The sequence below is a fragment of the Streptococcus sp. SCPM-O-B-15304 (M98) genome (assembly GCF_058200215.1).
The window spans coordinates 112322-124893 of the sequence record NZ_JBYQGQ010000001.1 but is presented as its reverse complement, the minus strand read 5'-3'; the positions used below and the strand labels follow the sequence as shown (position 1 = coordinate 124893).

Here is a 12572-nt window from a genome sequence, read left to right as displayed (position 1 = left end):
CCCTACAATGAAAATTCTGGCACTTCTTTTTCTGCTACTATATCTTGTGTATGTTCTTTCTCAAGTTCTTCGGCTACTACAAAACGGTTTAAATCAGGAAAATAGAGTTGGGCTTGTTCTAGCTTATCATGAACTAACCAGTTCTCGTCGATATGATAGACGGCTTCCTGATGACCATTAAATCCTTTCTCTAGATCAATATCATCAAATCGGATAACAGCCAACTCTGTCAAACTTCCCTTATACCAAGCTCCAATCTCACTTTCAAGATAGAACCGAACGGATTCTCTATCTTCCGTCTTTGTATCCCGTAAATAAGCTAGTTCCCAGCTTTCACCCTGAGAATATCCAGTGACCTCTTGAATGATTAACTCCTGATTGTTAGTGCTTATAATCTGATTAATATCGTCTAAACGAGGGACTAAGATTTCCTGAGCTAGAGAGACCGCTACTGTACGATAGTCAAAAAATTCATATTGTTCTCTATCTTCTACATAGTTCCTAACGAAATCTGAATACTGAGAGAATTGTTCTTGAAAGCTAGGTGAAATCATCCCATAAATATAGGCTTGTCTTAATGATTCAAACCTCGCTATTTGGTAATATGAAGGGTCTAGCTTAGCTTCTTGATTCAACAATTCCTTGATGCTTTCTGGAAGTTGTATTGGCTCCGAATCTGGCCAAGTTCTCTTAGAATAGTTGATTACTTCTTCGAAAAGAATGGTATCAACCTTTGGATCTTTCATTTCAAACAAAGAATCCACAATTTGAGCTGATTCTGAAAGATTAGAACGATAATCAGTAATTAAGCCATCTTTACGAACCTCCCACTCCTCAATCTGAGCATTTTCTGGAGTTCGTAGTAACAATACCTCCTCAGCTTCCAGATCAACTCCAATGACCTGATCGCCATTTGGTAGCTGATCCATCTCCAATTCCTGGATCTTAGCATCTAATTGATTATTAACCTGAAGCAAGTCTTGTTTCAAGTGAAATAATTCTTCTGCATTGGCCTTTAATTCCTCAAAGTACTCTCTGGAAATCTTCACTGGTCGAACCAATATATCTTTCTCTCGTTGCTCTCGAGGATATGAAAATAAGTAGGGGGCAACTTCTTTGAAATCTTGATAATTCATCCATTTTATAGATTCAGTAACAATCATATTCTGGACATCGATGACATCTGTATGAGGAGTAATCCAGCCAGCTAAAGCTAACTCTTTTACTGCTTCAGACAGAGGGTAAGAAGGGATATGTTCTAAAATCCCTTCAAAATAACCAATCCCTCGAGCAGTTTCTTCCTCAACTTCACGCTTCATTCGTTTAAATTGTTTTTGTGGTAATGTATTCATTCTTTATCCTTTCTAACTCACTCTGAGAGGAACTTCCTCAACTTCCTTAATCCCAATATGAATAACATTTTCTTCCCCAACCTGGTCTTTCCACTCATCAATATCACTCAGATAGCGCTTATACCGATACCAATTGTCATCGTTTGGGCCATTACTTAGGAGATTGGCTCTTGGATGCGTATCCAGGTTAAATTTATGATCTCGAAAGACATTTTGTTTGGATAGGAAGAGTAGGGCTTCTGTTGTTCCAATCGTGGCCACCTCATGCGGTGTCAACAGTTCTCGTCCAATTTTAGAGTTCTGCTTAGAGCTGCTGGCATTTCTTCCTCTGCTCTCACTATAATTCTGATCATTCAAAGTTTGCTTCCCTGATCGCTCAGATAGGTACTTAAGCGTGTCTAAGTCATTGGATCCTAAATAAAGAATAGCACCACAGTTATTGATAATCGTCTTCGTATTTTCTTTACCATATAACACTTCAATCTGACTTTGAGATTGTACCATCATCTTGATAGAAATCTCTCGAGAACGAATAACTGAGATAATTGGTGGTAAATTAGGAATCTTCCCAATCTGACCAAACTCATCCGCCCACACCTGTAGATGCAATAAGTCTTCCTTGGTCTTTGTTGGATGCTCACCTAATATAACTGCATCGGCAGTTTTTATTAGCACATCAAAAATGGTACTAAAAAGAAGGGCAGATAAGAACTGGTAAGCTGGATCCACTTCTGGAATATGAATAAAAACTGCTGTTTTCTCAATATTCCATTTTTCAATCTCGAGTGTATCCTTTTCAATAATCTTTCTTAGTTGCTCATGATCAAATACTGAGAATGTAGTCGCAAAAATAGCGTAGACAGAAGCACGTGTTTGTCCATCAAAGTTTTTATTGAATAAATCCCACTGTCTACTAGCATAATTCCCTGGGCTTCTTCTTTCCAGGTCTTCAAACATCAATTCAACCGGACTCTCCGCTTCTGGATGATTCCGTCTCAATTCTCGAATCATATCTGTAACCTGCCCTAAATTAGGCAGATAGTGATCAAGCTGGCCATCAAAATAGAGATACCCAATTAGAGAACGCATCAGGAGTTTATTGGCTGCCGGCCAAAAAGGATCACCCTCATGACCATTTTTATTTAGAGATTCCGTGATTGCTTCAGCTACCCGGTCTATATCCATTTCATTATGAATATATTTAAAAACGTTGAAGCCATCTGAATTCAAAAATGTAATCAGATCAAAAATCTTCATCTTATAGCCTTTTTCTACAAGTGACTTCCCTGTTTCATGAATCAAAATCCCTTTGGTATCTGTGGTCACAAAACTAGAATTGCCTTGTAAAATATTTGGTTTTACAGCACTACGAGTCTTTGAATCTCCTGTACCACCATACACCAAAATATTCTTATTGATCTGATTTTCAAAGCTCAATCGGTTATTAAATAGCCCCATCTGGCTATTTTGAGTGAAAATCATATTCTTTTCAGGTTCTTCATCTCTGAATCTCATCAACTCTTCTTTAGTTGCAAAGCGAGCTGATCCGTGTTCCTCCCCATACCTGTACGTACCTGTATCCGTCACTCTCAAATACAGCAAAAAAGCAATCAGAAATCCACTCATACCAATCAATAAAGAAGTTGGTGTGAATTGAAAATCAAACCAAGATTTATCGCCCAGATGGTCGCTCATCCAGTTAAGCTTTTCAAGACCAAATACATCCGTTACTGAATCGGTATCTGGTGCTAACAGCCACAGTTTAAAAAGCCAATGAAAGAGATAAAATAGGCCTAATCCTAACAACAAATATGGTCTAAGTCTCCGTTTCTTCTTTTCTGTAATCACTTCATTTTCCCTCCAATCTGTGGTTCGATATTTTCCGGAAGAACAAACTCCTTCGTATGAATGTTTACCTGGAGAGAGTTAATTTTCTCTTGTTCCACAGCTTTGAAATGTTGCAATTTCTCCTCAAAAGAAGTTGTTTTTCCATTTTTAAGGTTTCGCTCATTGAATCCTTTAGGATCTCTTGTGATGCCTTCTAGGACATCCTTAAAGGCTTGTTCAACAACACCTTTATCTTTTGCATTAAAAGCAAGGGTTGTCTTTCCATCTGGATGAGTATAAAAAGAAAAGCCAATCCCGTATTGGCCCAGTTCTTTTCGAACTGCCTCGAGATTGACTTCATTATGTAGTAATTGCTGGACTTCTTTTGCATCTGCTGTTGCCATGAATTTATTCCAGTCTGTATCACCAGTAAAGACTACATTCTCTCCTCTGGCTTGATACATTTCAACTGCTTTAGAGCTCACCAGGAAGAGTCCTTTTAAGATTACTTCTCCTGTCACAAGAGTTGCCCGTCCTAACTGGGCTACAACTTGTTCTTGTTCCATTTTAGCTCACCTCTTCAATTTTGAAATAAAGATCCTTCAATTGAGTAGCTTGAGAGTCTTTCGCAAGAATCTGTTGTTGCAACTCATCGATCCTATTTTGGCACTGAGCAATTTCCGCATTTGCTTCCTTGATAAAATCTTCGTTAGATTTGATTTTATTTTTAATAGATTGCTTATAAGTAACCGTCTGAGCCTCAAAGCTATCAATAACCTCTGAAGGCACATTTACTATAGCTGCATGAGAAAGAGAGACGGAAGATTCAGCCTTTTGATTAGGAAGCGTTTTATTCTCTTTCTGACTAAATGTAGCAACAACTGGTGCTACTTCTTCTGTAGCTGCATCCTGTGTATTTTCATCTTGTGAAGGTTCTACTCGTTCTTCCTCATTTTCATCTAATCTACTGAAATGATCTGTAGTCCATGCACTAGAAGAATAGGTAATTTTATCTTCCAAAGGCACTTCCTCTCTAACCTCATCTTTAGGCTTCTGAGAAACTAGCTCAGCAATTCTTTGACGAGCCATATTCGCCTCTGTCTTTACCGTTAGATCTTCTAGTTCAGGATCTGGTTCTGGTTCTGGTTGGAACTCGGGTTGGGGTTGGGGCTCTGGTATGCCTTGTGAGGACTTCTTTTCTTTATGTTTTGCTAAAAAATGAAGAAAACCTTTCTTTTTCTTCCCAACACTCGTACCAAAATTCTCCAGCAACTGATCAATGATTCCAACAAAAGGTATTTCAAGCCTCTCTTCTTGTAGGATTTCACCTTCAGAAGTGAGTGAATAAAGTCGATAGATTCCGTTTACTTTATTACTCTTCATTCGCTCATTGATGATTTCTAGCCTTGATAACAACTCATCTCGGTGCTCAAATGTTTCCTCTTGATTAGTCAGTTGATTGATAATTTTATACATGGTTCACTCCTTGGTTACTTGATTGTGCTGGAAGAATGAGTTCCTTCATTTCCTGGTAGGATAAGCCACTTTCTTCTGATAGTGCCACAAAAAGCTGCGCTTCCAAATCTTTTTCTTGATTTATGTAATTCTTGATTTTTTCATCTGCTGCTTCTTTTTGTTGTTGCGCCTTTTCCTTCTCTTTCCTGACTTTCTCAAGCTTACCTTCAAGTTGTACTATTTTTTTATTCATTCAATTCTCCTTATTGGTTACTACTGGTTGCGATTGTTTGTTCAGAGGATGTAGGTGTGGTGGTTGATGAAGAGGAAACTGGAGTCGAGCTTGAACTGATAGTATCTGAATAGGTGCCTATACTTTGACCCTTTGCTTCAGTCAAGACGATAGGTTCAATTTTATTGATTAATAGTTTCCCTGATTGTTCTACATAGGTCAATCGAATTGTAGCCTTAGTAATACCTGTAAGCCCCTTAGAATCTCGATTATCTTTTTCTGCTAAGGTTGTGCTAGAATATTGAATCTGAGCCAACGCAACTTTATGTGTTTTATCAATGTAGATAGAGCCTGATTCATAAGATTGGTCAACCACATACCCCTTATAGGTCTGGTTAACTGGCTTTTGTTCTTCTTGAATGGTTTCCTGATACATAGAATCAGTCATAAAAGGCTTATAGCGTGGACGATTCTCTTCTAAATCCTTTTTGGTATAGTAAGCAATTAGAAAGTCCTCGACTTGCTGTTCAGTAAGAGATAGTTGTTCCTGTTGTTTCTCTTCTGGTTTCTGTTTTGCCTCTTCCTGAACTTGACTATTCTGTCTCAAATTCTGTTGTACTTGAGCAATAGAATAGCCCAGGATAATACATAAAACGGCAGCGACTCCGATAAGGAGTCCCTTTACCATTTTGATTAACTTTTGATTATACATTCTTTTCCTTTCTTATTTAGGGGTAACAAAATAGATGCCTGATTGTGGTGTCAAGGTTCGCCAGGTCGTTAGGTATAAACCAGCAAAGTTCATTTCTGACATTAAGAAGCTACCATCACTATTGACGTACTCACAGAATCCAACGTGACCATAGATTGGTGATGCTCCAGCTACACCATTCATGAATACAACTGCAGAACCTGGTTTAGGAGTTGTTGAAATTTCATATCCTTGAGCTTGACCACTATCAACCCATTGATTGGCATTTCCTAAATACGGATAAATTCCTGTTCCAATCTGAGCAAAACGGTTATAGACATACCAGGTGCAATTTCCTAGTGCATAGGCATTACCTGGATAACCTTGACCCTCTAGAATTGCTTGATCGGTAGGGAGTCCATACGGAAGTTTGTCTTTATACTCCGCTGGAACTTGTTGGCTCGAAACTCCTGTCGAACCTCCTCCTTTATTTTTTAAGAAATTTAGCCATTGACGAGCTGCAGTTTGTCGCTCTAGAAGCTTATTACCTGGTACTCCCAACCAAGAATTCAAGAAGTCCTCCGCAAGAGCCTCTACGGAACCTGTTGAGGTTACAATTCTTTTAAAAGCTTCTCGTCTAAGTGGATCATCTGCTTCTAATAGGAATTTAGTTTGAACTTCCGCAGACCAAATATCTCCATTCATATCTTTTGCAAAATTCCACAATGCAAGAGCACGGGGGCCAGTAAATTGACCAATCCCAATTCCGATATAGTGTAAACCATTGACCATGTATCCTCCTTTATTTAAACGTAGATTCGGATACATAGCCTGGAAAGCATCCCAGTTACCAACTAGATTTTCTGCAGTTGGCTCTTTAGCAACTTTATCAAACTGATTATTGGTTAGAAAGTCTGTCTCATAACGTTTAAAAGTGATGGAACTCTCAATATCAAATCCACCCAAAACGGCTGCAATGCCTTCATCTGTTGCTTCTGGTATATTTTTTTTGATTGCATCTGCAAAAGCTCTCGCACGTTTTCCTTTCTCTCCAGATGTTTCAATACTGCTCACAACCGACGTTGCTTGTGTGTACTCTACACGCTGGAAGTAAAAACCGACATTGACATAAGTCCAACTCTTTTCAATATTCCCATCTTTGTCTTTCTTATTTGAGCGATCAGGTTCTAGTTTTTGATAATAGACCGTTTGATTTCCTTCAGATGCCACCTTTCCAATGATATCTCCAGATTTGACATGATCTCCTGTTTTGTAACGAATCGTATCTACGTTCTTATACAGAAACTTGGAATTCTCATCACTGATTTCTAGATCATTACCATTTACTTCAACTTTCCCATCTAGAACTGCTAATAGAGTTTGCCCACCTGTGGCTTGCAAAACAGAACCATTAAAGATTTCCTTCGTAGTTTTATAACCAAAACGCTCAATAATCTGAAGGGGAGCTTCTGATTCAGGCTGATCTTCCGTATAAAATGGATTATCTAGCTCTTGTAGCAACATATATTTTCCGCTATCTCGAGCAATTTCTAAGAGTTCTTTATACTCTTCTAACTCATCCTCACTCAACTTGTAGAGATCATTTTTAGTATAAAGATCTTCCATTGTTTTAAGATTATCTTTATCCCCATTCAAATTCTTCCATAAGGTATCTAAGTATAGCTTCCCTCGATTATTTTGCGAAAAATATTTGTTCCCGTCTATACGAAGTTTATCTGAAATATCATCATACTTATAATTCAAGTACAAAATCGGATCATCAATTTTTGTCCAATAATCTACCTTATCATTAGATTTTTCACGATCCAATTTTGAAAGATACAACCAGGTATCATTCATATCAAACTCATCTTGACGGGTAATTCCTGAACTACCAATACCAAGTATTGCCAGAAACAAAAGCAGACCAAAAGCAATCAGATAAGCCTTAAAACCCAACGGATTTTTGATAATAGCTTTAATCGGTTTAGATCCAAAACGATAGACCTTTCTAGCCTTCTTAGCAGCCTTCCCTGTCTTAGATGCAGCTAAGCGTTTTCTATAAGCCTGTATCTGTCGAGATAACTTCCCTTCCCAAGAAAATTCTCTTGGGGTTCGAGTGAAGCCTCTCCCTTTAGCCTTATTGTAGAATCTATTTCCTAGACCATAGCTTGATTTAACTACTCCTTGGCCAAGCTTACCGCTATACTTCCCAATCGTTTTAATACGTCTTCCTTGAATCTGTATATCTTGATACTGATTCTTAGTTCGTGCTATATCTGAAAGGGTATCATCCTGATGAGCCGTAGAACTAGCCTGTTGATTAGCAACTCGTTCTACAGATTGTTTGGCCGCACGAAGAAACTTCTTCTTCCGTGATCCACCGTTAGCCTCTTGAGCAACTTTATAGGTTTTTTTAGAAACTTTTTTCTCTAGCTTTGCTTTATCCAATTCCTGTTTAAGAAAAGCCTGCTTCTTGATATCTTCTGGACGAAGGGCCTTCCCTTCTTTCCGAAGCTCTCTTCCCTGTTTCTGGATATTCTTATACTCTTTTTGGATTTTTTTGACCTTGGCTCTTGAAGCTCTAAATTGTTTATGACTATTCTTAACTATGCGATTCGTAGAACGTGATTGTGACTTTAGCTCTTTCATTCGCAGAGCACTATCTTGTTGAACAGTGCGGTAATTCTTCCGGACTGTTTCCAGCTTCTGATCTATCTTATGACCGATTGTTTTTGGTCTGCCTTTCTCCTGATCCATAGTGAGACTCCTAAGCGTCTGTTGCGACTAAGTTATATAACTTAGTATTCTTAGGTATTGGATTTTCAAATGGCACTACAACTGGCCCTGCTACAATTAAGCCAGTACCTTTAGCTTTTGGTCGAGCCAAGTAGCGAATCTGTTTGTCAGTCAAATTAACAATATCTTTTAAGATAGCCAAATCCTGGGGTTTTTGTTTGAGCAAAATCATGAACTCACTGTTTGAGAGCAACTTCCGACCTTCTTCAACAGCAGCTAGAGTTTCTACGTTCTGGGTAATTCCTGTTGGAATCGCACCGTATTTCCGAATCCGTGAATACAACGTAGTAAAGAATTCTGCTTGCGCCTTATTTTTAAATAGAATCTGCATCTCATCAAAGTAAACCCATGTAGTACATTTTCCTTGATTCTCTACAATTTGATTCCAGATATAATCCTGAATAACCATCAATGCAAACGGCTTCAACTTGTGCGACAACTTCTTCAGATTAAAGATTACAAATCGATGATTGAGATCCACGTTAGTGTTGTGAGCAAAAATATCTTGAGAACCCGTTGTATAGGTTTCTACCGCCAAAGCTAAATCTTGAGCTTCTGGCTCTGGTTGTTCCTTCAATACCTGGTGCCACTCTTTTAACGTTGGAGTGAAATTATCTGTCAAATAACGCTCATAAGTCATTCCTGTTACACGGTCAATAATCCCAATCTGGGCATCTGTTACCTCTGACAGAATTGATTCAAATAATCCCATCAACAAGTTTGCCTTATCTCCAATCGGATCATCATCCTCATCGTCCAAACGATCTAGATCCGGTAGATCTAAGAGATTGATATGTGTTTTAGATCCAATCGAAATATCCACCATCTGAGCACCGAAAGCACGGCCAATATCAGAATATTCATCATCGGGATCCACAATGATAACTCGATCTTCTGGATATTTCAGCAAAGTTGGAATAACCTCTCCACCCTTAATCGTAGTAGATTTACCAGATCCAGAGGAACCGAGCACAACACCTGAACCCGTATTCAGATCACGTTTTCGATCCAGTGTAATGATATTATTCGATAACTGATTTTGTCCATAGTAGCGAGCAAGTGAGCTGTCAGACTTCAAATCCACGTTAGTAAAAGGGACTTGTGTAGCTATATTAGCTGTAGTCATCTTTCTCATGAAATTCTTCTTCACATTTACGAAGCACTCACCGATAGGTAGAATCGTATTTAAAGCCTCTTCCTGGTAATAATAGAGGTCTTCAAATTCTACCCCTAGCTTCCGTCCAGCACGCTTAATCTTCTGCTCATTACGTTGTAGTTCTTCCTGGCTATCTGCCTTAAAATACACTGCAATTAAGCCAGAAAAGATTTTCTGATCATACTCAGTAATCTCATCTCGCCACTTCTTGGTAGCTTCTGAGATTTCTTGGTCACGACCAGCAACCACCGCATCATCGAAGATTCCAGATTGAGCAGCCTTACGTTTAGAACGTAGCTTCCCAATTTCAGCATCTGTTTCTGCATCGTCAATCTTCTCTAAGATTTCAACATTCTCATAGGGTTCTGCATGGATAGTAATGGCTAGTTCAAATCCCAGTGTCGTTAAATCACGAATGAGACGATCAGACATCCAGTTAGGATATCGGTGGGCATAGAGTACCTTGGCCCAACTATCATCAATAATCATCCGTTTTTCTTGAAACTCAATTCGGTTCGGAGCGATAAATGATTTCGTTGATAACCCAGATAGAGCAATTTCTCGATAATCAAAATTGACATACGGGTTTCCTCGTAATAGTTCTGAGAAGACCTTCAGACGATCCAGACCATTCATTTCCTTAAATGTAATATCGGATTCCTGAAATTGTGTTCCTAGGGAAACTCCAATATCTTGTAGTAACAACTGAGCCTGTTTTCGATCATCAGCGTTCGTTGAAATGGTCACATACTTATGTACCTCGAAGTTGTTAGCGTGTGTCGTAAATCGCTCCTTGATCATCTCATTTAGCTCTTCACGATAGTCATCGTAGCCATCGTTTGTTTCTTCAAACAAGATATTCTGTAAGGAGTTATCCGATACTCTGCGGTTAATTACTAAGAGTTGATAGTTACTGCCCTCATCCAGTGAATTAAGAGCATCCATCGTTGTATCAATGATGCTCTCTTTCTCATCTTGTTGAGCTGTAGAATAAGAAGCATCCCCCAGCATAAAGCTACGAGAATACTTCTCACGTGCAATGTGCATTAATCCATCTTCATGGAGCAGCGTATAATTGATGGTGTTTTGTGTCGTAGGTTTCATCTGACGACGCAAGCGCTCAATTCTTTTCTTTTCTGCGTTTTCTAGTTTTTCTCTTTTGCTTTTGAATAAACTCATCTTTCGTATACATTCCTACCTTTCCAAATTCTGTCTCATAGGTTCTTTGTTGGATTCGGAAAAAGAAATTGATTTTTTCCTTAATCCGCATTCGCTTAGTCATGCCTGTACCGTACATTGCACCAGGAACTACAAATATAGCATCCCAAAGATAAATGTACCAATCAGGTAAACCAAAGAAATATATCGTAATTGTCCCTGAAACAGCTATTAGCAAACATACGTAGAGAACAATCATTCTACCTGTTAATCCAAATAAAATCGGTCTGTCCTCTGTTTCAAATTCTCTTAAAAATTCTGATCCAATTTTTTTCAATTATTTTCCTTTCATATAAAATAAGATCGTTCAATTCTAATTATTCTAGACATGGATTACACTCCTAAAAGTTGCTTAGCTTTTCGACCAGAGCCAACCATGACAAAGATATAGATAACCCCCTTAGCAATTGAAGCAAAGGCTGTTCCCCAAGAATCACTGGAACCAGTCGTAACCTTTAGGAGATCTGTTGCCACAATCGAATCATATACAACAGAAACAATAATTAGGATGACACCAATAAGGGCGGATGCCGCAAAGTATTTCAGGAAGTTAATCGTAACAGAGCGTAATGAGTCCATCATAAAGAACGCTACTAACAATGGAGCTATAGCTTTAAGCATATACAAATCTAAGTAACGTAAGAAAACAATAATCCCTAGAATAATGTTAGAAACTTTACTGACAATAAAGCCAACAAATCCAATAATTTGTTTTTCAAACCAACCTTTTCCACCAGAAATATTTGAATCAATGGTCGTTGTGACTGTTGGTGCCACATGGGCAATAACCTTTACAACAATATTAAGCAATTCAAGAATAGCATCACAAATTTGGGATGAAGCAGAGATCATAATGAAAGCAAATAAGTATTTCATTAAAGCCTCTAGCCAAATCTTCTGTGTTAATGCACCTCCCCTCGACTTGACCATTTGTGACCATGATGCCATTTCAAACCAGAAAAAAAGACCTAAAAGGATATACCCAATAGGTCTGACTGCATCAGCCATCATATTTACAGCTTGATTTGTAGCAGAGCTATAACTAGAAAGAGAGCTTGTTAGCTCTCTAATATCTAAATTCATAGGCTACTCCTAAAATTTTAGTTGGGATAGTGATGCAACGACTGCTGCGGCAATTCCTGCAGAAGCCACGGCCAAAAATGCACCATTAATCATAGAATCAGAACCATCATCTTGTCTTTGCTTATCTTTATTCTTCCTTCCTTGGATATAGTCAACTGAACCATTCCAGATCCAAATAAGACCTGTAATTGTTCCAACTACGCCTAGACCAGTAATAATTTTTGTAATGATTTCCATTTTGTTTTACCTCTTTTAATTTCATTTTTTTATAACAAAAGGCACTGCAGAGATTTCTACAGTGCCAAACACAATACTATTTTTATAATTCATCAAATTCTTCACGATAAATCGTCCGAACAGTAGCTACTAGAAGAGTAAGTACAATCATAATCGTAGCTTCAATATGTGGATATGGGAAAAAACTAACTGCCCCTTTGGGAGCTTCAAATATTTGACCAGAAGTCATCCATGGTTCAGTGGTCCAACCCATAATATTAGCATAGTACCATCCAAGAATAGCTGATAAAAATTTTTCACTGGATTCTTTAAAAAGATAGTGTATGCCAGCTAACAATGCAAGTAACACAAGTGTCAGGCATATCTTTCCTATAATCCAGAATAAAAACATACCGACAGCAGATTTTACAACATTAATACACCAAAGAACGATATAGAAGGGAGCTGTAAAAATTCTAATGATAGCTACCCATAACCAGGAAAAATCATTCCCAAATTTCATAATCCTACTCCTCTACAATT

The 12572-nt window shown here is 38.2% G+C and carries 12 protein-coding genes; all 12 read right to left on the bottom strand.

The annotated features are described in order from the left end of the window. Positions 1-2 precede the first annotated feature (2 nt). A complete protein-coding gene (locus AC3E7H_RS00595; RefSeq protein WP_490675926.1) occupies positions 3-1352 on the bottom strand; it encodes a hypothetical protein in 1350 nt (449 codons plus the stop codon). A 12-nt stretch (positions 1353-1364) separates the two neighbouring features. Next, the gene (locus AC3E7H_RS00590; RefSeq protein WP_490675925.1) at positions 1365-3200 is read right to left on the bottom strand and encodes a VirD4-like conjugal transfer protein, CD1115 family; all 1836 of its coding nucleotides are present in this window, start codon (positions 3198-3200) and stop codon (positions 1365-1367) included. Continuing rightward, positions 3197-3745 carry a DUF3801 domain-containing protein gene (locus AC3E7H_RS00585; RefSeq protein WP_049509430.1) on the bottom strand — a complete coding sequence of 183 codons (549 nt, stop codon included), beginning with the start codon at positions 3743-3745 and terminating at the stop codon, positions 3197-3199. Before AC3E7H_RS00585 ends, AC3E7H_RS00590 begins: the two co-directional genes overlap by 4 nt. A gap of 1 nt (position 3746) precedes the next feature. Continuing rightward, entirely contained in the window at positions 3747-4655 is a 909-nt protein-coding gene (locus tag AC3E7H_RS00580) for a hypothetical protein (RefSeq protein ID WP_490675924.1), read from the bottom strand. Next, entirely contained in the window at positions 4648-4887 is a 240-nt protein-coding gene (locus AC3E7H_RS00575) for a hypothetical protein (protein WP_490675923.1), read from the bottom strand. The genes AC3E7H_RS00580 and AC3E7H_RS00575 overlap by 8 nt, the downstream gene beginning before the upstream one ends. 10 nt (positions 4888-4897) lie before the next feature. Next, positions 4898-5578 carry a hypothetical protein gene (locus AC3E7H_RS00570; protein ID WP_490675922.1) on the bottom strand — a complete coding sequence of 227 codons (681 nt, stop codon included), beginning with the start codon at positions 5576-5578 and terminating at the stop codon, positions 4898-4900. 12 nt (positions 5579-5590) lie between these two features. Continuing rightward, entirely contained in the window at positions 5591-8317 is a 2727-nt protein-coding gene (locus tag AC3E7H_RS00565) for a phage tail tip lysozyme (protein WP_490675921.1), read from the bottom strand. 10 nt (positions 8318-8327) lie between these two features. Beyond that, on the bottom strand, positions 8328-10691 hold the full coding sequence (locus tag AC3E7H_RS00560; protein ID WP_490675920.1) for a VirB4-like conjugal transfer ATPase, CD1110 family: 2364 nt from the start codon (positions 10689-10691) through the stop codon (positions 8328-8330). Beyond that, positions 10633-11007 carry a hypothetical protein gene (locus tag AC3E7H_RS00555; protein WP_490675919.1) on the bottom strand — a complete coding sequence of 125 codons (375 nt, stop codon included), beginning with the start codon at positions 11005-11007 and terminating at the stop codon, positions 10633-10635. The genes AC3E7H_RS00560 and AC3E7H_RS00555 overlap by 59 nt, the downstream gene beginning before the upstream one ends. Positions 11008-11063: 56 nt before the next feature. Next, complete coding sequence (locus tag AC3E7H_RS00550; protein ID WP_490675918.1) at positions 11064-11813, bottom strand: TrbL/VirB6 family protein; 750 nt, start codon at positions 11811-11813, stop codon at positions 11064-11066. Between the two features lie 9 nt (positions 11814-11822). After that, positions 11823-12050, bottom strand: a complete 228-nt coding sequence (locus AC3E7H_RS00545; RefSeq protein WP_049503652.1) for a hypothetical protein — start codon at positions 12048-12050, stop codon at positions 11823-11825. Between the two features lie 82 nt (positions 12051-12132). Beyond that, positions 12133-12552 (bottom strand): hypothetical protein, encoded by a 420-nt coding sequence (locus AC3E7H_RS00540; protein WP_490675917.1) that lies wholly within the window; start codon positions 12550-12552, stop codon positions 12133-12135. Positions 12553-12572 lie beyond the last annotated feature (20 nt).

Excerpts from the sequence above, each read along its gene's own strand:
- AC3E7H_RS00550 (WP_490675918.1), bottom strand. The coding sequence starts at position 11,813 with ATGAATTTAGATATTAGAGAGCTAACAAGCTCTCTTTCTAGTTATAGC.
- AC3E7H_RS00570 (WP_490675922.1), bottom strand. The coding sequence starts at position 5,578 with ATGTATAATCAAAAGTTAATCAAAATGGTAAAGGGACTCCTTATCGGA.
- AC3E7H_RS00595 (WP_490675926.1), bottom strand. The coding sequence starts at position 1,352 with ATGAATACATTACCACAAAAACAATTTAAACGAATGAAGCGTGAAGTT.
- AC3E7H_RS00540 (WP_490675917.1), bottom strand. The coding sequence starts at position 12,552 with ATGAAATTTGGGAATGATTTTTCCTGGTTATGGGTAGCTATCATTAGA.
- AC3E7H_RS00580 (WP_490675924.1), bottom strand. The coding sequence starts at position 4,655 with ATGTATAAAATTATCAATCAACTGACTAATCAAGAGGAAACATTTGAG.
- AC3E7H_RS00545 (WP_049503652.1), bottom strand. The coding sequence starts at position 12,050 with ATGGAAATCATTACAAAAATTATTACTGGTCTAGGCGTAGTTGGAACA.
- AC3E7H_RS00560 (WP_490675920.1), bottom strand. The coding sequence starts at position 10,691 with ATGAGTTTATTCAAAAGCAAAAGAGAAAAACTAGAAAACGCAGAAAAG.
- AC3E7H_RS00575 (WP_490675923.1), bottom strand. The coding sequence starts at position 4,887 with ATGAATAAAAAAATAGTACAACTTGAAGGTAAGCTTGAGAAAGTCAGG.
- AC3E7H_RS00585 (WP_049509430.1), bottom strand. The coding sequence starts at position 3,745 with ATGGAACAAGAACAAGTTGTAGCCCAGTTAGGACGGGCAACTCTTGTG.
- AC3E7H_RS00565 (WP_490675921.1), bottom strand. The coding sequence starts at position 8,317 with ATGGATCAGGAGAAAGGCAGACCAAAAACAATCGGTCATAAGATAGAT.